The organism is Streptomyces sp. NBC_01426 (assembly GCF_036231985.1).
GTDB lineage: Bacteria > Actinomycetota > Actinomycetes > Streptomycetales > Streptomycetaceae > Streptomyces.
In genome coordinates this window covers 3,717,373-3,741,947 of sequence record NZ_CP109500.1, presented here as the reverse complement: position 1 = coordinate 3,741,947, position 24,575 = coordinate 3,717,373, and the positions used below count along the sequence as shown (strand labels likewise).

The following is a 24,575-nucleotide window of genomic DNA, read 5'->3' as shown; positions in this document are numbered from 1 at the left end:
CTGCCGGCCTCGACCTGTGCGTGGGGCGTACGCGGGGAAGGGGTTCCTAGAACACGGCGACAGGGTGGTGTGCCTCGGTCAGCCCGGCGACCGCGCAGTTGCTGATGATCAGCCCGCCCAGGGGCACGAGGGGATGTCCGGTGGGCTCAGGGTTGCGTGTCGCTCCTCTCGCGCGTCTCTGGTTCCAGGCATGCGTCCGCGCAGCTCGCGCTCCGCGGAGCAGGCGATCAGCCTGCTGTCGGGGACGGCGCTCGTTCGCTGCTCGACTGGATGGCCACGTCGGCCCGCGCCGTCGACGGGGCGAGCTGGAGAACAACGTCATGCATGCGGCCTGGGGCCAAGGAGGGCTGGTGTCGGCGGGTTCCCTTGGGCCGATTGGACCCCTGTCCGAGGCTGATGTAGAGTAGAACGGTTGCCTCGAGCTGAACGGTTCGGCAACACGCCCCCGATGAATCGAATTCAGACAGGGCACCCTCGACTCCTCATCCAGGAATCTGAAGCCGGGAAATCCGGTGGAAAACTTCTGATAGAGTCGGACTCGCCGGAAAGGGAAACGCGAAAGCGAAGAACTGGAAAGCGAAACCCGCTTCGACCGGGAATCGGACACGAAAGAGTCTGATAGAGTCGGAAACGCAAGAACGAAGAAAGCGCCCGGAGGAAAGCCCGAGAGGGTGAGTACAAAGGAAGCGTCCGTTCCTTGAGAACTCAACAGCGTGCCAAAAATCAACGCCAAAAGTTGATACCCCGTCCATTTCGGTGGATGAGGTTCCTTTGAAAAAGACCTGTGAGGTCGCCATCCTTCGGGATGGTGGTGCTTGCAGGCGATTACACAGCGAGGACGCAGTGGTCGATCGGTCTTATTCCGACATGATCGGCCCGCTCTAAGTGCGTGTGCACCCGATTACGGGTAAACATTCATGGAGAGTTTGATCCTGGCTCAGGACGAACGCTGGCGGCGTGCTTAACACATGCAAGTCGAACGATGAAGCCCTTCGGGGTGGATTAGTGGCGAACGGGTGAGTAACACGTGGGCAATCTGCCCTTCACTCTGGGACAAGCCCTGGAAACGGGGTCTAATACCGGATAACACTCCTGCCTGCATGGGTGGGGGTTAAAAGCTCCGGCGGTGAAGGATGAGCCCGCGGCCTATCAGCTTGTTGGTGGGGTAATGGCCCACCAAGGCGACGACGGGTAGCCGGCCTGAGAGGGCGACCGGCCACACTGGGACTGAGACACGGCCCAGACTCCTACGGGAGGCAGCAGTGGGGAATATTGCACAATGGGCGAAAGCCTGATGCAGCGACGCCGCGTGAGGGATGACGGCCTTCGGGTTGTAAACCTCTTTCAGCAGGGAAGAAGCGAAAGTGACGGTACCTGCAGAAGAAGCGCCGGCTAACTACGTGCCAGCAGCCGCGGTAATACGTAGGGCGCAAGCGTTGTCCGGAATTATTGGGCGTAAAGAGCTCGTAGGCGGCTTGTCACGTCGGATGTGAAAGCCCGAGGCTTAACCTCGGGTCTGCATTCGATACGGGCTAGCTAGAGTGTGGTAGGGGAGATCGGAATTCCTGGTGTAGCGGTGAAATGCGCAGATATCAGGAGGAACACCGGTGGCGAAGGCGGATCTCTGGGCCATTACTGACGCTGAGGAGCGAAAGCGTGGGGAGCGAACAGGATTAGATACCCTGGTAGTCCACGCCGTAAACGTTGGGAACTAGGTGTTGGCGACATTCCACGTCGTCGGTGCCGCAGCTAACGCATTAAGTTCCCCGCCTGGGGAGTACGGCCGCAAGGCTAAAACTCAAAGGAATTGACGGGGGCCCGCACAAGCAGCGGAGCATGTGGCTTAATTCGACGCAACGCGAAGAACCTTACCAAGGCTTGACATATACCGGAAAGCATTAGAGATAGTGCCCCCCTTGTGGTCGGTATACAGGTGGTGCATGGCTGTCGTCAGCTCGTGTCGTGAGATGTTGGGTTAAGTCCCGCAACGAGCGCAACCCTTGTCCTGTGTTGCCAGCATGCCCTTCGGGGTGATGGGGACTCACAGGAGACCGCCGGGGTCAACTCGGAGGAAGGTGGGGACGACGTCAAGTCATCATGCCCCTTATGTCTTGGGCTGCACACGTGCTACAATGGCCGGTACAATGAGCTGCGATACCGTGAGGTGGAGCGAATCTCAAAAAGCCGGTCTCAGTTCGGATTGGGGTCTGCAACTCGACCCCATGAAGTCGGAGTTGCTAGTAATCGCAGATCAGCATTGCTGCGGTGAATACGTTCCCGGGCCTTGTACACACCGCCCGTCACGTCACGAAAGTCGGTAACACCCGAAGCCGGTGGCCCAACCCGTAAGGGAGGGAGCTGTCGAAGGTGGGACTGGCGATTGGGACGAAGTCGTAACAAGGTAGCCGTACCGGAAGGTGCGGCTGGATCACCTCCTTTCTAAGGAGCACAGTACCGATTGCAGACAAATGTTCTGCACGGTCAGCTCATGGGTGGAACGTTGATTATTTGGCACGGTCTTCCAATACATCCTGCAAGTACTGCCCTCGGGCGTGGAAAGCGGTGATGGTGGCGGAGGGTCGTGCCTGGCACGTTGTTGGGTATCTGAGGGTACGGCCGTAAGGTTGTATCTTCGCGATGCCGGCCCCAGTGAACTTGATCTGTATGGATCAGGGTGATGGGTGACTGGTCGTTGCTTGAGAACTACACAGTGGACGCGAGCATCTGTGGCCAAGTTTTTAAGGGCACACGGTGGATGCCTTGGCACCAGGAACCGATGAAGGACGTGAGAGGCCGCGATAGGCCCCGGGGAGCTGCCAACTGAGCTTTGATCCGGGGGTGTCCGAATGGGGAAACCCGGCAGTCGTCATGGGCTGTCACCCACTGCTGAACACATAGGCAGTGTGGAGGGAACGAGGGGAAGTGAAACATCTCAGTACCCTCAGGAAGAGAAAACAACCGTGATTCCGGGAGTAGTGGCGAGCGAAACCGGATGAGGCCAAACCGTATGCGTGTGATACCCGGCAGGGGTTGCGCATGCGGGGTTGTGGGAATTCTTTTGATCGGTCTGCCGGCCGGTCGGCGAGTCAGAAACCGTTGATGTAGTCGAAGGACATGCGAAAGGTCCGGCGTAGAGGGTAAGACCCCCGTAGACGAAACATCAGCGGCTTGCTTAAGAATCTCCCAAGTAGCACGGGGCCCGAGAAATCCCGTGTGAATCTGGCGGGACCACCCGCTAAGCCTAAATATTCCCTGGTGACCGATAGCGGATAGTACCGTGAGGGAATGGTGAAAAGTACCGCGGGAGCGGAGTGAAATAGTACCTGAAACCGTGTGCCTACAAGCCGTGGGAGCGTCGCTGTATGTGCTTGCACATACAGTCGTGACTGCGTGCCTTTTGAAGAATGAGCCTGCGAGTTAGCGGTGTGTAGCGAGGTTAACCCGTGTGGGGAAGCCGTAGCGAAAGCGAGTCCGAATAGGGCGATTGAGTTGCACGCTCTAGACCCGAAGCGGAGTGATCTAGCCATGGGCAGGTTGAAGCGGAGGTAAGACTTCGTGGAGGACCGAACCCACCAGGGTTGAAAACCTGGGGGATGACCTGTGGTTAGGGGTGAAAGGCCAATCAAACTCCGTGATAGCTGGTTCTCCCCGAAATGCATTTAGGTGCAGCGTCGTGTGTTTCTTGCCGGAGGTAGAGCACTGGATAGGCGATGGGCCCTACCGGGTTACTGACCTTAGCCAAACTCCGAATGCCGGTAAGTGAGAGCACGGCAGTGAGACTGTGGGGGATAAGCTCCATGGTCGAGAGGGAAACAGCCCAGAGCATCGACTAAGGCCCCCAAGCGTACGCTAAGTGGGAAAGGATGTGGAGTCGCAGAGACAACCAGGAGGTTGGCTTAGAAGCAGCCACCCTTGAAAGAGTGCGTAATAGCTCACTGGTCAAGTGATTCCGCGCCGACAATGTAGCGGGGCTCAAGCGTACCGCCGAAGTCGTGTCATTCCAGCACATACCCCCAACGGGGGCTGGGATGGGTAGGGGAGCGTCGTGTGCCGGGTGAAGCAGCAGCGGAAGCTAGTTGTGGACGGTTCACGAGTGAGAATGCAGGCATGAGTAGCGATACACACGTGAGAAACGTGTGCGCCGATTGACTAAGGGTTCCTGGGTCAAGCTGATCTGCCCAGGGTAAGTCGGGACCTAAGGCGAGGCCGACAGGCGTAGTCGATGGACAACCGGTTGATATTCCGGTACCCGCTTTGAAACGCCCAATATCGAATCCTCTAATGCTAAGGCCGTGAAGCCGTTCCGGACCCTTCGGGGAAAGGAAAGTGGTGGAGCCGCCGGCCCAAGGTGGTAGTAGGTAAGCGATGGGGTGACGCAGGAAGGTAGTCCAACCCGGGCGGTGGTAGTCCCGGGGTAAGGGTGTAGGCCGAGGGGTAGGCAAATCCGTCCCTCATTAAGGCTGAGACCTGATGCCGAGCCGATTGTGGTGAAGTGGATGATCCTATGCTGTCGAGAAAAGCCTCTAGCGAGTTTCATGGCGGCCCGTACCCTAAACCGACTCAGGTGGTCAGGTAGAGAATACCGAGGCGTTCGGGTGAACTATGGTTAAGGAACTCGGCAAAATGCCCCCGTAACTTCGGGAGAAGGGGGGCCATCACCGGTGATAGCACTTGCTGCTTGAGCTGGGGGTGGCCGCAGAGACCAGCGAGAAGCGACTGTTTACTAAAAACACAGGTCCGTGCGAAGCCGTAAGGCGATGTATACGGACTGACGCCTGCCCGGTGCTGGAACGTTAAGGGGACCGGTTAGTGCGCTTTCGGGCGTGCGAAGCTGAGAACTTAAGCGCCAGTAAACGGCGGTGGTAACTATAACCATCCTAAGGTAGCGAAATTCCTTGTCGGGTAAGTTCCGACCTGCACGAATGGCGTAACGACTTCTCGACTGTCTCAACCATAGGCCCGGTGAAATTGCACTACGAGTAAAGATGCTCGTTTCGCGCAGCAGGACGGAAAGACCCCGGGACCTTTACTATAGTTTGATATTGGTGTTCGGTTCGGCTTGTGTAGGATAGGTGGGAGACTTTGAAGCAGCCACGCCAGTGGTTGTGGAGTCGCCGTTGAAATACCACTCTGGTCGTGCTGGATGTCTAACCTCGGTCCGTGATCCGGATCAGGGACAGTGTCTGATGGGTAGTTTAACTGGGGCGGTTGCCTCCCAAAGAGTAACGGAGGCGCCCAAAGGTTCCCTCAGCCTGGTTGGCAATCAGGTGTTGAGTGTAAGTGCACAAGGGAGCTTGACTGTGAGACCGACGGGTCGAGCAGGGACGAAAGTCGGGACTAGTGATCCGGCGGTGGCTTGTGGAAGCGCCGTCGCTCAACGGATAAAAGGTACCCCGGGGATAACAGGCTGATCTTCCCCAAGAGTCCATATCGACGGGATGGTTTGGCACCTCGATGTCGGCTCGTCGCATCCTGGGGCTGGAGTCGGTCCCAAGGGTTGGGCTGTTCGCCCATTAAAGCGGTACGCGAGCTGGGTTTAGAACGTCGTGAGACAGTTCGGTCCCTATCCGCTGTGCGCGTAGGAATATTGAGAAGGGCTGTCCCTAGTACGAGAGGACCGGGACGGACGAACCTCTGGTGTGCCAGTTGTCCTGCCAAGGGCATGGCTGGTTGGCTACGTTCGGGAGGGATAACCGCTGAAAGCATCTAAGCGGGAAGCCTGCTTCAAGATGAGTATTCCCACCTCCTTGAGAGGGTAAGGCTCCCAGTAGACGACTGGGTTGATAGGCCAGATGTGGAAGCCCGGTAACGGGTGGAGCTGACTGGTACTAATAGGCCGAGGGCTTGTCCTCAGTTGCTCGCGTCCACTGTGTTAGTTCTGAAGTAACGAACTGTGTTCATATCCGGTTGGTTAACTTCATAGTGTTTCGGTGGTCATAGCGTTAGGGAAACGCCCGGTTTACATTCCGAACCCGGAAGCTAAGCCTTTCAGCGCCGATGGTACTGCAGGGGGGACCCTGTGGGAGAGTAGGACGCCGCCGAACAATCATTGTGGGAAAGCCCCGCACCCTCAGGGTGCGGGGCTTTTCTGCGTTCCAGACCATTTCGGTTCAACGGTCCTGTTTTTTTTGCGTGCAGGGTGCACCGGTGTCGTGCTTTGATCCGCAGTATGAATCAGCATGGGGTGCGGCCGGTGTCTGCCGGCGAGTGGGAGAAGGTCAAGGAGCTGCGGCTCAGCGCATTGCGGGATCCTGCGGCTCCGGTGGCTTTCCTGGAGAGCATCGTGGAGGCCGAGTCCCAGCCGGACGAGTTCTGGCAGGGGCGGACCGCGAGAGCTTCGAGCGGGCGGGCTGCCCGGCAGTTCGTTGCCGAGGCTCCCGACGGATCCTGGGACGGGTCGGTGACCGTGCTCGTCGAGGAAGGCGGCACCGTCGACTACTTCGGTGAGGTCGTGGAGAAGGCGCAGGGGCACCTGGTGGGGGTGTTCGTGCGGGCCGGGCAGCGGGGCACCGGACTGACCGGTGCGTTGTTCGCGGCCGCCCTGGAGTGGGCCTGGTCGCTGGAGGGGCCGGCGCTGGGGCGGGTACGGCTCTTCGTCCACGAGGACAACGGGCGGGCCGAGGCGTTCTATCGGAGGTACGGATTCGTGGCGAGCGGCCGGATCGTGGTCGGTACGCCGTCGGACCCGGAGGCCCGGGAGCTGGAGTACGTACTGGAACGGCCCGCAGTGGGGAGTTAGAAGGCGGAGGCGGCCTGGGGCCAGCGGGAGCGGGCCTGTTCGCGGCTGCGGCAGAGCGCGAGGAGCGGCAGGGCGTCGTCCTGGAGGAGCTCCGGGAGCTGCGGAATGGGGGCGACGGCCGCCACGTCCTCCAGCACCAGCGTCAGTGGTGGGTCGAGCCGACCGTGGGATGACCGTGCGGCCATGCGACGGCCGTGCTCGACCACGCTGGAGGCGAGTGCGGTCAGCAAGGGCATTGCACCCGGGTGGCTGCGCGGGTCCTCCAGGGACTCGCCCACCAGATACAGGGTGCCCCCTTCGGTCAGGAACGAAGCCAGCGTGACGGAATCCGTTCGGTTCGGGTTGCAGGCCTCGCGGATGTGGATCGAACTGAGGCAGGACAGGGCCCGGGCGGTCAGGTGCTGGGCCAGTTCGCGGCGCTCGGGGTACGCGGTGAGGGCGCTCTCCAGTTCGCCGGCAGCGCCGGGGGCCGCCTGCGGGTGCGTACGGAGGATCCGGACCGGGTCCTGGGCGTTGGTGCCCTGGGCCCAACGGTGCAGCTGCTTGAAGGGGCGGTTGTCGAGGGCCGCGGCCTGGAGCCAGCTCCGCAGGAGCGTTTCCGCCGTGTCGGCGACCGCGGCGTCCATACGGGCCTGGGGGCGTACGGGCGCCAGGAGGGCCAGGGCGCGTGCGGCGGCGATGTCGCGGTCCGCGCAGCCCTCTGCGGGGTTCCAGTGCATGCGGGCCGGGGTGTCGCAGAGGTGCGAGGGGTCGTAGAGGAGGACCGGGCCGAGCTTGGCGCGGGCGTCCTTGGTCTCCGACCAGAGTGCGGGGGCGGACGTGACGACGAGGAGCGCGCCTTCCGCAGCCGCGATGTGCCGGGCGGAGGTGGTGTGGCGTTCCGCGGGGGCGGCGTAGCCGAGGCGGGCCGGAGCCTGCGCGGTCGCCGGTACGGGCGCGGGCACGGGCACGGGCACGGGCACCGTTGTGGGCGTCGCGGCCGGGGGCGGTGTCGGAGCGTGGCCGAAGCCGTGGCGGTACGCCTCGTCGACCGGCGCGGGGTGGTCCGCGATGCGGAGGGCGCCGTGGGCCGCGGCCTCGGGACGCGGGGTCTCGAACGCGGCTGGAGACCGGGGCGCCGGCGGGGTGGGGATCGGCCCGGGCGGGGGCTGGTCGTCGAGCCGGCCGGGGTGCTTGAGGAGGGCGCGGCGGGCCTTGGTGCGGGCGATGACACCCATCGTGAAGAGGGTCAGGACCAGCAGGATCAGGAGCTGGCCGATGAACAGGCCCCAGAACAGGCCCCAGCCGGAGAGGGCCGCCGGGTCGGTCTCGGGCCAGGCTCCGGCCAGGTCGTGGGGTTCCGTTATCAGGGCACGGACCGCGTCCGGGGTGCGGGTGAACGTGACGGTGCCCGGCCAGGCGCCCTTGGAGAAGAGCGCCGAGAGGCCGGTGGCCGACCAGACGAGGATGGCGAGGCCGAGCAGGAACGCCAGGAGGCCGACGAGGGCCCCGTCGGGGACGCCCCCGGCCCGCGCGGGCGGCTCCGTACGTCTGGGGTCGGACATGGTTACGCCACCGTGGTCGCGGAGCCGGGGCCGTTGTGGTGGCGTTCGATGAGGAGGGCTCGCTCCTCCGCCTCCAGTTCGGCGGCCAGCAGATCGTCGGGGAGTCGGTGTTGCACCGAGGATTCGGTCATGGCGCGGTCGGTGTAGACGAGCGGGCGTTCGGCCTCGGTGATCAGGTGCTTGACGACCTGGACGTTGCCGTTGACGTCCCAGACCGCGATGCCCGGGGTGAGGGTCGGGATGATCTCCACGGCCCAGCGGGGCAGGCCGAGCACCCGGCCCGTGGCGCGGGCCTCGTCGGCTTTCTGGGCGTAGATCGTTCTGGTGGAGGCCATCTTGAGGATGGCGGCGGCTTCGCGGGCGGCGGCGCCGTCGACGACGTCGGAGAGGTGGTGGACGACGGCGACGAAGGACAGGCCCAGGCGCCGGCCGAACTTCAACAGGCGCTGGAACAGCTGGGCGACGAAGGGGCTGTTGATGATGTGCCAGGCCTCTTCGACCAGGAAGATGCGCTTCTTGCGGTCCGGGCGGATCCAGGTGTGTTCCAGCCAGACACCGACGATCGCCATGAGGATCGGCATCGCGATGGAGTTGCGGTCGATGTGCGACAGGTCGAAGACGATCAGCGGCGCGTCGAGGTCGATGCCGACGGTGGTGGGGCCGTCGAACATGCCGCGGAGGTCGCCGTCGACGAGACGGTCGATGACCAGGGCGACATCGAGTCCCCAGGCGCGGACATCGTCCAGGTCGACGTTCATGGCCTGGGCGGACTCGGGCTCGGGGTGGCGCAGTTGTTCCACGATGTCGGTGAGGACGGGCTGGCGGTCGCGGATCGTGTCGACGACATAGGCGTGCGCGACCTTCAGGGCGAAGCCGGAGCGTTCGTCGAGGCCGTGGCCCATGGCGACTTCGATGATGGTCCGGAGCAGCGCGAGCTGGCCGGTCGTGGTGATCGCCGGGTCGAGGGGGTTGAGGCGGATCCCGTCGTCGTTCGCGGCGATGGGATCCAGGCGGATGGGGGTTATTCCCAACTGCTGGGCGATCAGGTTCCACTCGCCGACGCCGTCTTCGCCCTGGGCGTCGAGGACGACGACCTGGCGGTCCTTGAAACGGAGTTGGCGCAGGACGTACGTCTTCTCCAGCGCGGACTTCCCGTTGCCGGACTCGCCGAGGACCAGCCAGTGGGGGGCGGGGAGCTGCTGCCCGTACAGCTGGAAGGGGTCGTAGATGTACCCCTTGCCGCTGTAGACCTCGCGGCCGATGATGACGCCGGAGTCGCCGAGGCCGGGGGCAGCGGTCGGCAGGTAGACGGCCTGGGCCTGCCCGGTGGAGGTGCGGACGGGCAGGCGGGTGGTCTCCACCTTGCCGAACAGGAAGCTGGTGAAGGCGTCCGTCAGAGCGGACATGGGATCTCGCATGGGCGGCACTTCCCTCCAGCTAGCGTCGGATGCCGGTGGCGAACGGCAGGGTGTTGACGAAGGCGCGGTGGTGCTCGCGATCGCACCACTCCAGCTTCAGGTAGGACTTGCCCGCCGAGGCGCGGATGGTGCGCTTGTCGCGGGCGAGGGCCTCGGGTGAACGCGAGGACACCGTGATGTACCCGACCAGGTTGACTCCCGCCGCACCACTGGCGAGATCTTCACCCCTCTGGTCGAGCCGGCCGTGGGCGGCGATGTCGCGCGGGTCGACCGTGCGGTTCATCTTCGCGGCGCGGCTGGCGTCGGCCTCGTCGTTGGTCTTCTCCGTCAGCATCCGTTCGATGGCGACCTCGGTGGGTTCGAGGTCCATGGTGACGGCGACGGTGCGGATGACGTCCGGTGTGTGGACGAGGAGCGGGGCGAGGAAGTTGACGCCGACGGGGGTCATCGGCCATTCCTTCACCCAGGCGGTGGCGTGGCACCAGGGGGCGCGGGTGGAGGACTCGCGGGTCTTGGCCTGGAGGTAGGTGGGTTCGACCGCGTCGAGTTCGGCGGGCCAGGCGTTGCGCTTCGTCATGGCCTGGATGTGGTCGATGGGGTGGTCCGGGTCGTACATGGAGTGCACGAGGGAGGACAGCCGGCCCTGGCCGAGGGGCTGGCGTACGCGGATGTCGGCCTCGGCGAGGCGGGCGCAGATGTCGGTGAGCTCGCGGGCCATGACGATGGCGAGGCCGGCGTCGCGGTCGAGCTTGCGGCCCTTGTGGGGGGTCGAGGCGCGGGCGATGGTGTGGGCCTCGGCGGCGAGTTCGCGCGAGTAGTGCATACAGGCGACGAGGTACGCGCGGTGCTGCTCGGAGGATGTGGACACCATCGACTGGAGTTGGTCGTAGGACTCGCGGAGCCAGCCGGGGGCGGCGGTGTCGCCGCGCTGGGCGACGTCCTTGGCGTGGGCGTCGGGGTCGGCGGGGAGGGTGCGGGCGAGCATCTGGAGGCGGGTGACGAAGCCGTCGCCGTTCGCCACGTGCTTGAGGAGGGTGCCGAAGCGGTCGACGAGGGCTTCCTGGTCCTCGCTGTCGCGCAGGCCGACGCCGGGGCCCTCGATCTCGATGGCGGCGGTCACGGTTCTGCGGTCGGCGTGCAGGAGGACGGCGATCTCGTCGGGGCCGAAGGGTGCGGCGAGCCAGCTGATGCGGCCGATGCCGGGCGGCGGGCCGACCTCGACCTCGCGGCCGTCGGAGCCGCGGATGCCCGCTTCCATGGTGCCGGAGCGGTAGGTGGTGCCGCGGCGCAGGGTGCGCTTGTAGCTGCGCCTGATCTCGAACCACCGGTAGAAGGTACGGCCCTTGTACGGGACGTACACGGCGGCGAGGGCGAGCATGGGGAAGCCGGCGAGGCTCACGATGCGCAGGGTGAGGTCGGGGACGAGCAGTCCGCTCATCATGCCGAGGAACGCGCCGGCGATGATCAGGGCGATCTCGCCGGTTTCGCGGTTCTTGCCGACGATCGCGTTCGGCCGGGCGCGGCCGATGAGATACGTGCGACGGGGCGCGATCGGGTGAAGCTGGTGGGACTGGGTCGTCAACGCCCGTCACCTCCTGTGTTCCTCGTGCTCGAGCCGGTGCGGGGCGGGGGTGTGGCGGAGGGGACAGATCCGCCGCCGGACCCGCCGCCGGAGCCTCGGCTGCTGTGCGCGGCCATGCCTCCGGAGATCTGATTGGCGTCGCCGCCGCCTCCGCCACTCGCGCGGTGGGCGCCGCCGCCGCGGCTGCTGTGGGTTTTGATGCCCTGGGAGACGAGGGAGGCCGGGGAGCTGATGACGGCGGCCGCCTGGGCGCCGTCGGTGGCCTTGCTGCGGTTGGAGCGGGCGGAGGCGATCTCGTCGCCGAAGCCGGGGACGAAGCGGTAGATCATCGCGGAGGCGAAGATCGCCAGGAGGATGATCGCGAGTCCGGAGACGACGGCGGAGAAGGCATTGGGGCCCTTCTCGCCCGCGAGGGCGCCGGCGAGGCCGAGGACGATCACGATGACCGGCTTCACGAGGATGACGGCGATCATGATGCCGGCCCAGCGGCGGACGTGGCCCCACATGTTGCGGTCGACGAGTCCGGCGTAGACGACCGTGCCCAGGAGGGCGCCGACGTAGAGCAGGGCGGCGCGGATGACGAGCTCCAGCCACAGGATCCCGGCGGCCAGGACGGTCACGAGAGCCACGACGATCAGCATGATCGGGCCGCCGCCGATGTCGTCGCCCTTCTTGAGGGCCTCGGAGAACGAGCCGAAGAAGACATCGGTCTGGCCGCCGGTGGCCGCGGCGATGACCTCGGTGACGCCGTCGGTCGCGGAGACGACGGTGTAGAGGATCAGCGGGGTGAACGCGGAGGCGAGGACGGTGAGCCAGAGGAAGCCGATGGCCTCGGACATGGCGGTGGTGAGGGGGACGCCGCGGATCGCGCGCTTGGCGACGGCGAGGAGCCACAGGACGAGGGTGAGGATGGTGCTCGCGGCGAAGACGACGGCGTACTGCTGGAGGAAGGCGGGGTTGGTGAAGTCGACGGTGGCCGTGGACTTGATGGCCTCGCTGAGCTTGCCGACGATCCAGGCGGCGGCGTCGGCGCAGCCGCGGGCGAGGGAGGCGAGGGGGTTGAGGGCGTCGGTGGGGTTGGCGTTCAGGCCCGTGCCCCCGGCTCCGGTCGGGGTCTCGCCGCCGATGCTGCGTTCGCACGAGTCCTTGAGGGGGCCGACGACTCCCTCGCACTTCCCCGGTGACGTTGTTCCGGAGGGCGTCGGGGTGGGAGCGGCGACAGCGCGGGTGGCCAGGAGGACCGCGCTGGTTTGCACCAGTACGAGGATGGCCGTAAGGGACGTGCCACGACGGCTAGCGCGCATAGGTGAGCCCTCCGAACTGCGACACGGCTGCGGACATCTCCTCGGCGGTGGCCGCTCTTTGATCCCGGCCCACGGGCGCCGGGCCGTCCTGCTGCGAGAAGTCGGAGACCCACCAGTCACCGTTGGCCCATTTGAGCTCGAACGTGTTGGTGTGCCAGCTTTCGGAGACCGGGTTCTTCGATCCCTCGCCGGCGAGTCCGAAGAGCGTCGAGGACCAGACGGACACGCTGGCGGTGTCGCCGCTGAACTTCTCCACCTTGGTGCCGGCCGGGTTGGCGCGGGAGACGAACATGAGGCCCTTGGGCGCCTTGCCGCCGGCTTCGAGGCCGATGCGGGACAGGAATCCTTGATCCGAGTAGAGCCGGTCGAGTTCGCCTTGGCGGGCCGAGGCCACGTCGGGGAGGTAGACGGCCTGGAGGATGGCGCGTCTGCGGTTGCTGTCGAACATTCCGTCGGAGCCCAGGGCCACCGCGTAGTTCGCGGCCGCCGATTGGGCGCCCTGTTCGTCTTGGGAGAAGCCCTTGGGGATGCCGTTGGACTTGCCGGTGACCGGTCGGGTGCCGGTGGGGCTGGTGGCGGCGTCGGTCGGGGGCTTGTTCGACGCGTTGTTCGTGGGGGCGTCCGGGGATTGGTTCGCGAACGCGATGGCGGCGATGAGGAGGACCACCACGCCGACCGCGGTGATGAGGCCGCGGGAGGGGCGGGGGGTGCGGCGCGGGTTGCCGTAGGGGTCGGAGGGGGAGTCCGGGAGGCGGGTACGGGTCTGGCCCGTGCCGCCCACTTCGCCGTGGCCGCCGCCGCCGTAGTGGTCGTCGTTGCTCATTCCGTGTCCGCCCCCTCCGCCTCGTACGACGGTAGCGCTCGTTCCCGCGTGGATGCGGTGTGGTGATTCGCCATCAGGTACGACGGCCGGCGGGCGGCACGGCTAGACGGCCATTCCGTAGACGATCGTGAAGAGGGTGCCCAGGGATCCGATGATGAAGACGCCCGTGAGGCCTGCCACGATCAGGCCCTTGCCCTGTTCCGCGCTGAAGGTGTCGCGCAGTGCGGTCGCTCCGATGCGCTGTTTGGCGGCGCCCCAGATGGCGATGCCGAGGCAGAGGAGGATCGCGATGGCCATGACCACTTCGATCATGACCTTCGCTTCGTTGCCGAGACTGCCGAACGGCCCCCAGTTCGGGGCGATTCCGCCGATGATGGTGGTGATGTCGCCCTTTTCGGCTGCCAGGATCATGTAACTCACCGCCCCTGTATGGGTAGTTCCGGTAGCCCGTGCCCGACGGCATGGGTCACGCACTATCTTCGCTGATGAAACCGCCGCCGTCGCCGACTTGGCGGCTCTCTTTACCCGAGCTCGCGGTCTGTGCCCCACCGGAACGCTCTGACCAGGTCACTCTGTGTATCACGGGGGTTGACGCCGGGCAATGATTGTCGTCTCGCCGTGCCGGCGGGAGGTTTCCGGGTCGGGTGAGGGGCGGCCGTTCGGCCCAATGGGGCGGCGTGTCGTTGGGCCGTACCGCTGACACATGTCCGACATTCCGTCAGTCGTTCCATCTGCACGCGGGGTTGCGCGGGATGCTCCACCCCGTTCGGTTGGACGACGCAAGGAGCAGGGATGGGTTCCGCAGTGAAGTCGGGTCGGCGCGTGTGGTTGGCCGGCGGTGTGGCAGTGCCGCTGGTGTTCGCGCTGTCGGGGGTTTCGGCTCCGGCGATGGCCGCCGCGCAGGGGTCGACCGCCGTGGCGTCGGCTCCCGCGGCCGGTGACGGGTGCTCGAAGTTGAAGGCCAGGGTGCTGAAGTCCGCCGCGTCCGGGCCGTCGAGCGGTTGTACGGGGCCTCGGGGGCCGAAGGGGCCCAAGGGTGACCGTGGGCCGAAGGGGGACCGGGGTCCCAAGGGGGACCGGGGTCCGGCCCAGCCCTGCGTGGGTGTCGACACGGCCCAGGGGCGGTTCGGCCTGGAGTTCAGTGCCGTGGTGAGCCGGGGCAAGGCGTTCCTGGGGCGTCGGACGACCAGCGCGATCGTGGAGAACGGGCCGTACGTCTGGAAGGACCTCTCCACCGGCGTGAACCCGGGCTTCCCGCGCAACGCGTGTGGCGTGTCCCTGAACATCCTGGACGTGACCGCGCAGGTCAAGGTGCTGACCACCGACGGGAACGTGTTCGAGAACTCCTGCACCTACGTGGCGAGCGGTGTGCTCACCTGCCCGAGCGGTTGGACGCCGCTCATCAGGCCCTGATCCGGGGACGCCCGTCGTCGGCGCCGCGGTCCGGGGCACGAGCCGGATCGCGGCTCCGGCGCGGGTGGTGTGGTGGAGGGTCGGCCTCGTTGTCAGTGGGGTGCGTCACGCTGGGGAGATGACGACTCCCTGGACCCTCGCGGATCTTGAGGCGGCCATCCGTGCGGGATGGTCGGCCGAGACCTGTTCGCCCGACGACGTGGAGCGGGCGCCCTGGACGGCCGGGAATCCGGCTTGGGGGCACTGCGACATCACGGCTCTGGTCGTCCAGGATCTGGTGGGCGGGGAGTTGATGGTGGGTGAGGTCTGGTGGGGCGGGCAGCAGCAGGGGTTCCACTGTTGGAACGTGTTGCCCGGGGGGATGTGCGTCGATCTGACGCGGGAGCAGTTCCGGCTCGGGCAGACGATCACGCGGGCCCGGCTGATGGGGAAGCGGCCGGCGGGGCGGCTGCCGAGGCGCTGGGAGGAGTACCGGCTGCTGCGGCGGCGGGTGATCGAAAGACTGGGGCCGCTGCCGGGGGTGGTGCGGGCGGCGGACGGGCGCGGGCTCGCGTACACGGATTTCGGGGGCGCGGGGGCGCCGCTGCTGGTGCTGCGGGGGCATCCGGGGGACGGGCAGTCTCGGGACGGGCGCTCGGGGGACGGGCAGTCTCGGGACGGGCAGTCTCGGGACGGGGGGTCCTTCGAGTCGGCGGTCCGGGACGCGGGGCCGGGGTGGCATGTGATCGCGCTGGATCTGGCGGGGTACGCGGCGTCGGGCGCGGCCGAGGAGGATGCGCGCGACGGGGAGGATGCGCGCGACGGGTACGTGGCGGACGCGGCCACCGTGCTGGAGGGGCTGGGGTTGGGGCCGGCGGTGGTGTGGGGTCGCGGTTCGGGTGAGGGGGTCGCGTACGGGCTCGCGGCGCGGCGGCCGGATCTGGTGCGGGCCGTGGTGGAGCTGCCGCGGGGACACCGGGCGCGGGCGGAGGATCCGGAGGGGTTCGGCGCGGCCGTGCGGGAGTTCCTGGCGGGGGTTCCCGGTGAGGATGTGAGCGCGGGGGCGTGAGTACGGGGGTGTGACCGGGCGGGTGGTGACCCCCGCGTGCTCCCGTGCGCCCCCGTGGCCCCGGCGGGTGGGTCAGGCCCAGTGGGAGGGGCGGGTGAGGGCAGGGGGGATGCGGGTGGCGGGGGAGCCTTGGGCGGCGTTGAGCTGGGGCTGGGTGAGGAAGAGGGCCTCGCGGAGGTCCGCGTCGCGCAGGTTGGCGTCGCGGAGGTCCGCGCCGATCAGGTCGGCCTTGCGGAGGTCGGCTCCGGAGAGGTCGGCGGCGATCAGGTAGGCGCCGCGGAACGTGGCGCCGCGCAGGTCCGCGCCGCCGAGGCGGGCGCCCATGAGGTCGGCGCCGCGGTGGTTCTTCCTGCGGGCGGGGGAGGTGGCGCGGACCAGTTCGCTGGTCTTCAGGAGGAGGGTGTTGATCTCCTGGCGGAGGGTGCCGACGTCGAAGGGGATCAGGGTGGCGGCGTCCGCCCCGGTGGCTTCCGTGGTCGTGGCGAGTGCCCGTCGCAGGTCGGCGTGGATCGGTGCCGCCGCCGGCAGGGTGAGGGCCTCGGTGAGATAGGCGAGCAGCTCGTGGAGTTGCCGCATCACGGGGAAGACGTCGAACATCTGGCGTGCGGTGTCCGGGTGCGCGCGCCAGTCCCGGCCGCCGAAGGTGACCTGGGAGACCTGCTGGCCCGCGCCGAAGCAGTCGAAGACGGTGCAGCCGGGGAAGCCCGTGTCGCGCAGCCGGGTGTGGATGCCGCAGCGGAAGTCCTCCCGGAGGTTCTTGCAGGGGGTTCCGGCGGCCTTGTTCAGGGCGAAGTCGGTGGACTTGGCGAAGGGCAGGGCGACGCAGCAGAGGGCGAAGCAGTTCGCGCAGTCGGCGCGCAGCGCGGGGGTGGGGGCGGGGGCGGCAGGCGTGGTGGACACCCCTTCATTGTGACCGGTGGGGGAGGCCAGCCTCATCTGGAGGGCGGTCCACCAGACGCCGTCCACCTGCTCGACGTCCTTGAGGACTTCCACGGTGCGGAAGCCGAGCTTCTCGTAGAGGCGGACGGCCGGGGTGTTGTGCGCGAAGACGCCCAGGTCGAGGCTGTGCAGGCGCAGGTCGGTGAAGGCGCGGGACAGGGTTTCGCAGAGCAGGCTCTCGCCGAGGCCCCGGCCGCGGGCCCGCGGGGCGATCAGGACGCGGCCGAGGCGGGCGTGGTCGGGGTCGTCGTCGTGGCGGCGCAGCGAGACGTGGCCGACGGGCTCGGCGGCCTCGGGGCCGTGGGACGGTACGGCGGTCCAGGTGTGGCGGCCGGGTTCGACGGCGTAGGCGGCGAGCTGGGTCCGGTCCAGGGGCCAGGTGAAGGAGGGGCCGGCCCAGGTGGTGAGGTCGGCGGCGGTGGTGATCCAGTCGAGCAGGGGCGCCGCGTCGGTGGTGGGGTGGAAGGGGCGCAGGGCGAGGGCGGTGGTGGCCATGGGTCAAGTATGCGGATTTCGGGCGGCCTTGATCGGAGTCGGGTGCCGGGCCGGTGCCGCGTCCGGGGGCGGGTGGGCGGTGTGTCGTGTGCGCGGTGGGGCCGGTGCGGGGCTGGTGTGCGGGGTTACCTGTCGGTAGCGTGCGGGGGCATGAGCGCTGCTGAGGCCTTCTTCGAGCGGGTCGACACGGGACGTTTCCTGGCCACCGAGTACACGCGCGGGCCGTGGGACCCGGGCTCGCAGCACGCCGGTCCGCCGGCCGCGTTGCTCGGGCGGGCCGTCGAGGAGCGGGCGGGCGCCCGCGCGGACCTGCGGATCGCCCGGATCACGTACGAGATCCTGCGCCCGGTGCCGATCGGCCCGTTGGAGATCGCCACGACGGTGCTGCGGTCCGGCCGCAGTACCGAGGTGGTGGAGGCGACCCTCGCGCCGGCGGGGGCGGCGCCGGTGATGCTCGCGCGGGCGTTGCGGATCCGGGTGGCCGCGGAGGCGGTGCCGGCGGTGGTGCCGGGGCCGCAGGTGCCTCCGCCGGGGGAGGTGGGGCCGACGCCGTTCTTCCCCGTGCCGTGGGAGGTCGGCTATCACACGGCGATGGAGAGCCGGTTCACCGAAGGGGCCTTCATGGAGTCGGGGCCGGGGACGTGCTGGATGCGGATGAGGGTGCCGTTGATCGCCGGGGAGGATACGGTCCCGCTGGACCGGGTGTTGATCGCGGCCGACTCCGGCAACGGCATCAGCTCCGTCATGGACTTCGAGCGGTTCGTCTTCGTCAACGGCGACCTCACCGTCCACCTGCACCGCCATCCGGTGGCCGAATGGGTCTGCGTGGAGGCGCGGACCAGTGTGGACGGCGCCGGGATCGGGCTCGCGGACTCCCGGCTGCACGACGAGAAGGGGCCGATCGGGCGCGGCGCGCAGAGTCTCTTCGTCGCCGCACGTTAGACGTCAACCCCCTTGCCGGGAACGGCAGTACGTATGGCAGGCTCAGCCGGATGGAGCCGCTCACAGAGGCCGACCCCGACCGGATCGGCCTGCACGTGCTGGTGGCCCGGCTGGGGGCCGGGGGGATGGGGCGGGTGTACCTGGGGCGTTCGCCCGGGGGCCGGCTGGTGGCCGTCAAGGTGGTGCGGGAGGAGATCGTCGGGCATCCCGAGGCGCTGGCCAGGTTTCGCCGTGAGGTGGAGACCGTACGGGCCGTGCGGTCGGCGTACACCGCGCATCTGATCGACGCCTCGCTGGAGGCGGCGCCGTACTGGCTGGCGACGGAGTACGTCGCCGGTCCGACGCTCGCCGATGCCGTGCGCGGGCGGGGCGCGCTGCCGCCGGACACCTGCCGGGGGTTGGGGGCGGCGCTGGCGGAGGGCCTGGCGAGCGTGCACGCGTACGGGGTCACGCACCGGGACCTGAAGCCGCAGAACGTGATCCTTGCGGCGCAGGGGCCGCAGCTGATCGACTTCGGGATCGCGCACGGCGTGGGGTCGACGCCGCTGACCGAGGCGGGGCGCACGCCGGGCACGCCGGGGTTCACGGCGCCCGAGGTGCTGGTGGGCGGGGTGGCCGGGGCGGCGGCGGACGTGTTCGCCCTGGGCGCGACGTTGGCGTACGCGGCCACGGGGAGACCGCCGTTCGGGGGCGGGGCGGCGGCGAGCGTGGGGTTCCGGTCGGTGTACGAGGGGATCGACCTGGCCGGGGTCGAGCCGGGGTTGGCGGCGCTGATCGAGGACTGCGTGGCCAAGGACCCGGCGGACCGGCCGGAACCGGCGGAGGTGATCCGGCGCTGCGGGGTGCGGGGCGCGCTGGTGGAGGACCCGGTGTACGCGGTACTGGCGGCGCCGCCGGAGCGCGCGACCGGCGCGACGGAGGTGGCGGATGCGCCGCCCGGGGCCGGCTCCCCGACCCGACGCCTGGACGACACCACCCCGCACCCCGGCACCACCCCCCACCCCGACACCACCCCCCACCCCGGCGCCCCGCCGCCCGCCGGGGCCGTCACGCCGTACGAGGGTTCCGTGCCCCGATCCGGTCGGCGGGGCCGGGTCGGGGCGACCGCGGGGCTCGTCCTGGTCGCGGCGGTGGCGGTGCTGCTCTGGCAGTTCCCGTTCGGGGAGGGCCGGGGCGGTAATGGCGCCCGGACCCCGGGGAGCGAGACCCCGGCCGCGCCCGCGTCCGGCTCCCCGGCGTCGGGCGCGGTGAAGCCCGGCAAGGGGGGCGGTTGGGCCGGGGAGGACTTCCGGTGGAAGCTGTCCACCGATGCGGAGATGGCCCGCTACGGGGCGGGGGACTGTGACGAGCCCGCGGAACTCCGGCCGCCGGGCCGGGGCATGGAGACCTCGACGGTCTCCTCGAACACCAACGGGGTCCCGGGTGACACGGCCAGGGTCAAGTTCCGTCCGCAGCGCGGCGCCAAGCCGGGCCCGCGCCCCGCGCCCTATCCCGTGGCGATCGCGGTGAAACCACCGCACGCGCCCAAGAAGGGGCAGACGGGTTTCCTGAGCGCCCCCGTGGACCTGTACGCCGGCTGGGACTCCGGCGATTACGGCGAGTTGACCTATCCGGACGACTTCCCGGGGGCCGTGCCCCTGAGCGCCGACAAGGGGGACTGGACGGTGGTGTTCTACCGCGTCGAGGATGGGGCCAAGCGGTATACGCCCATCGCGTGCAACGGCTTCCGAGTGGGCTAGCGGAAACGGCGACACGGGTCGAATTCGCTCGAAAGTGGTGGCAATGGGGGAGTGTTGACGGGTGCGCAGATTCTGGATGGCAGGCGGGATCGGGATCGGGCTGGCCCTGAGCTTCCTCGTGTTGCTCGTCGTGGGGACGTACTCGGCGGCGGCCGGCCTGGCGGGAGCGGGTGGCGCCGGCGGTCGCGCGCTGGGACTCGCGAAGGGGGCGGTACCCGGCAAGTACCAGGCACTGGTGCAGAAATGGGGCACGCTCTGTCCGGCGATCAGCCCGGCGTTGCTCGCGGCCCAGCTGTACTCGGAGAGCGGCTGGAACCCGAGTGCCGTCAGTCCGGCGGACGCGCGGGGGATCGCGCAGTTCATCCCGGGGACCTGGGCGGGGCACGGGGTCGACGGCGACGGTGACGGGGACCGGGACATCTGGGATCCCAACGACGCCATTCCGTCGGCCGCTTCGTACGACTGCGAGTTGGCCAAGGACGTGGCGAGGGTGCCCGGTGACGCGACGGGCAACATGCTGGCGGCCTACAACGCGGGTGCGTACGCGGTCATCAAGTACCAGGGGGTGCCTCCGTACAAGGAGACCCAGGGATACGTAAAGACGATTACCACCCTGGCGAAGAGCTTCGAACGGCCCGTCGGCAGGGTGGCTCCGTCCCAGCAGGCCGCGGGGGCCATCTACTTCGCGCAGAAGCAACTGGGCACCCCCTACCTGTGGGGCGGCAACGGGACGCCCGACCAGAACGGGCGGTTCGACTGCTCGGGGCTCACGAAGGCGGCGTACGAGACGGTGGGCATCGAGCTCCCGCGCGTCGCCAACGACCAGTACAACGCCGGTCCGCATCCCTCGCGCGAGGAACTCCTGCCCGGTGATCTGGTGTTCTTCTCCGATGACCTGACGAACTCTCGGGACATTCGACACGTCGGGCTGTACGTCGGCGGCGGCTACATGATCAATGCTCCGTTCACCGGCGCGGTGATCCGCTTCGACAAGATCGACACCCCGGACTACTTCGGTGCGACGCGGGTGACCAAGGACGGCGCGGAGGCCCTTCCGGAGCGCGCTGCGGCCGCCGGGGCGGCCTCGTGACGCTCCGTTAAGTCAAGGCCCTGAGCTGCGACGATGAGTCACTCTTGGGTAACGTTGGAGTGATCATTCGGTGGAGAATGGAACCGCCCGGCCAGAACGGGCGTTCCATGGGCACGGGGGCTGATCGACCGGGGGTTGAAGGGGCGCGCATCGCGCGCGCCCGCACGGGACCTAGGCAAGCAAGGGGCCGCATCGCCATGGCTGGACTCGCGACCGGTGGGCCGAATGTGGACGTCAGCCTGCTGTACGAGATCAACGGCCTGGCCCGGCAGGCGCCGGACGGGCTCGACCGGGCGGTGGGCCTCGTCGGCGAGTACGGACTGCCGCTCGCGATGGTGCTGCTGGTCCTGTGGTGTTGGCGCGGCGCGCGCAGGCTGGACGAGGCGCCGGCCGTCGACTCCTTCGTCGCGTTGGTGTGGGCGCCGTTGGGGGCCGGCCTCGCGCTGCTGCTGAACGTGCCACTGCGGGAGTTCGTCGGACGGCCGAGGCCGTTCCTCCAGCACGAGGGGCTGGAGGTGTTGGGCTCCGGGTCGGGACTGGGCGCGCGGCTCGGCGGCGCGGAGTTCTCGTTCGTGAGCGACCACGCCACCCTGACGATGGCGATGGCGGTGGGGCTCTTCATCGCCCACCGCAGGATCGGCTACGTCGGGATCGGGGTGGCGCTCCTCGAAGGCCTGTGTCGGGTCTACACCGGCGTCCACTACCCGACCGACGTGATCGGCGGATTCGCGCTGGGCACCGCGGTCGTGCTGCTGCTCGCGCCGGCTGCGGCGGCGCTGCTGGCACCGGTGGTGCGGGCCGTGGTCCGTTGGCCGCGGGCACGGTGGCTGGTCCGGGCCGGGGAGCGGGTCGTGGCCCGGCCCGTGGAACTGGCGCCGAGGACGCACGAGAGCGACCTGGCGGCGTAACGGGCGCCGAACCACCGCCGGTACGGGTTCCGCCGGCGGTTCGATGACGGCTCGCTCTCAGACGTGGCCGTCCCACAGGGCGAGGAGCGCGGCCGCCAGCAGGCAGAGCGCGGAAGCGCCGTAGCAGAGCCGGACCGCCTTCGGGCGGGGGCGGGGGCTCACGGGTCGCCGCTCTCGGCGCCCCGGTCCTCCTCCGCCTCGTCCCGGCGGTAGCGCGAGCGCAGCCACAGACCCGTGGCCACGGCCGCCGCCGCGGTGACCCCGACGGCCAACGCCACGTCGGCCGGTCCGTCCGCCGATCCCACCGGTCGGGCCCAGGCCGCGGCCGGGGTGAGGGTGCTGAGCAGCAGGGCCCAGAGGAGGGCCGCGAGGCGGGGTGCGGGTCCTGGCATGAGTACAGGGCATCCGGTCGCGGGCCGCACGGCCAGCCGGGCCGTCCGAACGGGCGACACGCCCGGCCGCAGGGCGGGTGTGTCGGCCCGTCCTCGCCGTGCCGCGTCCCCGCCGTGCGGCGGTCCGTCGGTGTCGGGCGGGCCTACCCCGCCGTGTGGCGGGTGGCGTCCTTGCGGGCCAGGTCTCGGGAGCGGCGGGCCGGTCCGGTCCAGCCGCAGGTGCAGACGGCGAGGCAGAACGAGCCGCGTTCCGTCGTGTCGGTGGTGTGGCCGGTCGGGGGCTGTCGCACGGGCTCCTCGGGGTGACGAGGATGCGGCACGGCGGCGAGCGGAGTGATCGGAGTCGCTTGGGTGTGCGGGTCCACTCCTCCACGGTACCGGGCCCGGCCGGCTCGCGGCACCGCGCCGGACCGTGACGGGAAACCCCGGACCTCGTTAAGCGGAGCGGGTGGGGGCCTCGGGCAAACAGCTGTCACGCGTTGGGGGTTGGCAGGCGATGGTGGTGCACCAGCACATGCGCAGACGAGGACGTGCCGGTGAGGCGGTGCTCGCCGTCGCGGTGGCCGTGGCCGTGGCCGCGACGAGCGGATGCGGAAGCTCCGCGAGCGGTGACGACCGGCCCCCCGAGGACCCGGCCGCGGCGGTGCGCGGCGCCGCCGACGTGCTGGACGCGACCGGCAGCGCGCGGGCCCGTACGGCGATGGAGATGGCCACCGGCGGGACCAGGGTCACCATCCGGGGCGAGGGCGGTGTCGACTTCAAGAGCCGGATGGGCCAGCTCCTGGTGATGCTCCCGGCCGACGCGGCGGGCAAGGCCGAACACCGGCCCATCACCGAACTCCTCGTCCCGGGCGCCCTCTACATGAAGAACCGGGGCGCGGGCGTCCCCGACGACAAGTGGGTCCGCGTCGACACGACGACCCTCGCGGACGGGAACCTCGTCACGGGCGGGGCCACCGACCCGCTCGCCGCGGTCGAGCTGTTGCGGGGCGCGCGGGACGTGACGTACGTGGGGAAGACCGAGGTGGCGGGCACCAGGGTGCGGCACTACCGGGGGACCACGGACATCGGGCGGGCCGCGCGGAGTGCCTCGCCGGGGGTCAAGGGGGCGCTCGAAGCGGCGGCGAAAGGGTTCGACACGGACACGGTGCCGTTCGACGCCTACCTGGACGAGGAGGGCCGGCTGCGGAAGGTCCGGCACCGCTTCACCTATGTCAACAATGGCGTGATCGATGTCTCCTCGACCACGTTGCTCTACGGGTTCGGGACTCCGGTGACCGTCGTATTGCCCGCAAGCGGGGACATTTTCGCCGGGAAGATCGCCGGATAGTCGGATCGCGTGGTCCAGACCATGCGAGCGGGCCATGGCCCGGTATCCGGAAATGGTCCATCCGTGTCATGCGCGCGGCGGCGTGCGCTCCCTACGCTGGTAAGCCGAGCGCCGACGGGCGATGGCGGCAGAGAGAGGTGGCGCGCGTGACTCCCGCAGGCGGTACGACGGTGCAGGACCACGTGGCGCTCGCCGAGATCGAACTGTGCGGCGAGCTGATCATCGCGGCCTCGGCGGCGGCCGAGGAGCGGCTGAGCCAGGACCGGATCGACGAGGTTCTGCTGGGCATCGGATACCCGTGACGAACCCGTCGCCAAACCCGCCGCGGTCACGGATCGCCGGTGGTGGGCGGTGTGGGGGCCGGGCCCCCGAGGCCTTCGGGGTCCGGGATCGGGTCCGCGGCAGGGGTCGGGATCAGGTTCGCAGCAGGCGCGCGATCGCCTTCGTGGCTTCCTCGACCTTGGCGTCGATCTCCGCGCCGCCCTTGACGGCGGCGTCCGCGACGCAGTGCCGCAGGTGCTCCTCCAGCAGTTGGAGCGCGAAGGACTGGAGGGCCTTCGTGCTCGCCGAGACCTGCGTGAGTATGTCGATGCAGTAGACGTCCTCGTCGACGAGGCGCTGCAGACCGCGGATCTGGCCCTCGATCCGGCGCAGGCGCTTGAGGTGCTCGTCCTTCTGGTGGTGATAGCCGTGCACCGCCGCGACCGGGACCGGGTCGGCGTCCGCTCCGGAGCCCTCCGCCTCGATGGTCGTCATGCGTCCTCCCGTGGTCCGGAACGAGGGATGTATACCCCTCGTGGGTATAGGATACCGGGCCCCGACCGTACGGGCAGGGGTCCGTGGTTGCCCACTCTGCCTGATGGAGCACA

General features: G+C 68.5%; 19 protein-coding genes, 3 rRNA genes and 1 pseudogene. 12 read left to right on the top strand and 11 right to left on the bottom strand.

The genetic code is table 11. The features are described 5' to 3' along the window. The first annotated feature begins 914 nt into the window (after nt 1–914). From OG906_RS16500 to OG906_RS16485, 4 genes are all read left to right on the top strand, one after another. Nucleotides 915–2,439: ribosomal RNA gene (locus OG906_RS16500) — 16S ribosomal RNA — on the top strand. A 289-nt stretch (nt 2,440–2,728) separates the two neighbouring features. Beyond that, a 23S ribosomal RNA gene (locus OG906_RS16495) occupies nt 2,729–5,852 on the top strand. A 74-nt stretch (nt 5,853–5,926) separates the two neighbouring features. Continuing rightward, nucleotides 5,927–6,044 (top strand): 5S ribosomal RNA (gene rrf / locus OG906_RS16490). Together the 16S, 23S and 5S rRNA genes form the textbook arrangement of a ribosomal RNA operon. A 125-nt stretch (nt 6,045–6,169) precedes the next feature. Then, nucleotides 6,170–6,739, top strand: coding sequence for a GNAT family N-acetyltransferase (locus tag OG906_RS16485; protein ID WP_329443623.1), 570 nt, complete (start codon nt 6,170–6,172; stop codon nt 6,737–6,739). Here the strand turns inward: OG906_RS16485 and OG906_RS16480 are convergent. From OG906_RS16480 to OG906_RS16455, 6 genes are all read right to left on the bottom strand, one after another. Continuing rightward, on the bottom strand, nt 6,736–8,283 hold the full coding sequence (locus OG906_RS16480) for a type VI secretion protein (protein ID WP_329443621.1): 1,548 nt from the start codon (nt 8,281–8,283) through the stop codon (nt 6,736–6,738). The genes OG906_RS16485 and OG906_RS16480 overlap by 4 nt on opposite strands. Before the next feature lie 2 nt (nt 8,284–8,285). Then, on the bottom strand, nt 8,286–9,701 hold the full coding sequence (locus OG906_RS16475) for an ATP-binding protein (RefSeq protein ID WP_329443618.1): 1,416 nt from the start codon (nt 9,699–9,701) through the stop codon (nt 8,286–8,288). Nucleotides 9,702–9,720: 19 nt separating this feature from the next. Next, nucleotides 9,721–11,283 carry an SCO6880 family protein gene (locus tag OG906_RS16470; protein ID WP_053676381.1) on the bottom strand — a complete coding sequence of 521 codons (1,563 nt, stop codon included), beginning with the start codon at nt 11,281–11,283 and terminating at the stop codon, nt 9,721–9,723. Further along, complete coding sequence (locus OG906_RS16465) at nt 11,280–12,587, bottom strand: hypothetical protein (protein WP_329443615.1); 1,308 nt, start codon at nt 12,585–12,587, stop codon at nt 11,280–11,282. Before OG906_RS16465 ends, OG906_RS16470 begins: the two co-directional genes overlap by 4 nt. Further along, a complete protein-coding gene (locus tag OG906_RS16460) occupies nt 12,577–13,410 on the bottom strand; it encodes a hypothetical protein (protein ID WP_329443613.1) in 834 nt (277 codons plus the stop codon). The genes OG906_RS16465 and OG906_RS16460 overlap by 11 nt, the downstream gene beginning before the upstream one ends. A gap of 102 nt (nt 13,411–13,512) precedes the next feature. Beyond that, complete coding sequence (locus tag OG906_RS16455; RefSeq protein WP_053676383.1) at nt 13,513–13,821, bottom strand: hypothetical protein; 309 nt, start codon at nt 13,819–13,821, stop codon at nt 13,513–13,515. Nucleotides 13,822–14,508: 687 nt separating this feature from the next. Here OG906_RS16455 and OG906_RS16450 point away from each other — a divergent pair. Both OG906_RS16450 and OG906_RS16445 read left to right on the top strand, forming a co-directional pair. Then, nucleotides 14,509–14,823: a hypothetical protein gene (locus OG906_RS16450; protein ID WP_329443611.1), complete on the top strand. Its 315-nt coding sequence runs from the start codon at nt 14,509–14,511 to the stop codon at nt 14,821–14,823. Between the two features lie 118 nt (nt 14,824–14,941). Continuing rightward, nucleotides 14,942–15,871, top strand: a complete 930-nt coding sequence (locus OG906_RS16445; RefSeq protein ID WP_329443609.1) for an alpha/beta fold hydrolase — start codon at nt 14,942–14,944, stop codon at nt 15,869–15,871. 72 nt (nt 15,872–15,943) lie between these two features. Here the strand turns inward: OG906_RS16445 and OG906_RS16440 are convergent, their stop codons facing one another. Continuing rightward, entirely contained in the window at nt 15,944–16,807 is an 864-nt protein-coding gene (locus tag OG906_RS16440) for a pentapeptide repeat-containing protein (protein ID WP_329448039.1), read from the bottom strand. 3 nt (nt 16,808–16,810) lie between these two features. Beyond that, nucleotides 16,811–17,305 (bottom strand): annotated as a pseudogene (locus OG906_RS16435) (GNAT family N-acetyltransferase); the annotation flags it as partial. 150 nt (nt 17,306–17,455) lie between these two features. Here OG906_RS16435 and OG906_RS16430 point away from each other — a divergent pair. The 4 genes from OG906_RS16430 (at nt 17,456) to OG906_RS16415 (ending at nt 21,984) form a co-directional block, all read left to right on the top strand. Then, complete coding sequence (locus OG906_RS16430) at nt 17,456–18,247, top strand: thioesterase family protein (RefSeq protein ID WP_329443607.1); 792 nt, start codon at nt 17,456–17,458, stop codon at nt 18,245–18,247. A 50-nt stretch (nt 18,248–18,297) separates the two neighbouring features. Continuing rightward, complete coding sequence (locus tag OG906_RS16425) at nt 18,298–19,986, top strand: serine/threonine-protein kinase (RefSeq protein ID WP_329443605.1); 1,689 nt, start codon at nt 18,298–18,300, stop codon at nt 19,984–19,986. Between the two features lie 76 nt (nt 19,987–20,062). Next, nucleotides 20,063–21,076, top strand: coding sequence for a C40 family peptidase (locus tag OG906_RS16420; protein ID WP_267828122.1), 1,014 nt, complete (start codon nt 20,063–20,065; stop codon nt 21,074–21,076). Between the two features lie 197 nt (nt 21,077–21,273). After that, entirely contained in the window at nt 21,274–21,984 is a 711-nt protein-coding gene (locus tag OG906_RS16415; protein ID WP_329443603.1) for a phosphatase PAP2 family protein, read from the top strand. 158 nt (nt 21,985–22,142) lie between these two features. Here OG906_RS16415 and OG906_RS16410 read toward each other — a convergent pair whose 3' ends face one another. Further along, entirely contained in the window at nt 22,143–22,376 is a 234-nt protein-coding gene (locus tag OG906_RS16410) for a hypothetical protein (protein WP_267828111.1), read from the bottom strand. Between the two features lie 143 nt (nt 22,377–22,519). Further along, nucleotides 22,520–22,666 (bottom strand): hypothetical protein, encoded by a 147-nt coding sequence (locus OG906_RS16405; protein ID WP_267802991.1) that lies wholly within the window; start codon nt 22,664–22,666, stop codon nt 22,520–22,522. Between the two features lie 206 nt (nt 22,667–22,872). Here OG906_RS16405 and OG906_RS16400 point away from each other — a divergent pair, with 206 nt between their 5' ends. After that, the gene (locus OG906_RS16400; protein WP_443067388.1) at nt 22,873–23,706 is read left to right on the top strand and encodes a hypothetical protein; all 834 of its coding nucleotides are present in this window, start codon (nt 22,873–22,875) and stop codon (nt 23,704–23,706) included. A gap of 146 nt (nt 23,707–23,852) precedes the next feature. Continuing rightward, complete coding sequence (locus tag OG906_RS16395; protein ID WP_199826421.1) at nt 23,853–24,008, top strand: hypothetical protein; 156 nt, start codon at nt 23,853–23,855, stop codon at nt 24,006–24,008. Between the two features lie 112 nt (nt 24,009–24,120). On the opposite strand, the gene OG906_RS16390 is transcribed toward OG906_RS16395, so the two are convergent. Further along, a complete protein-coding gene (locus OG906_RS16390) occupies nt 24,121–24,462 on the bottom strand; it encodes a metal-sensitive transcriptional regulator (protein ID WP_329443595.1) in 342 nt (113 codons plus the stop codon). Nucleotides 24,463–24,575 lie beyond the last annotated feature (113 nt).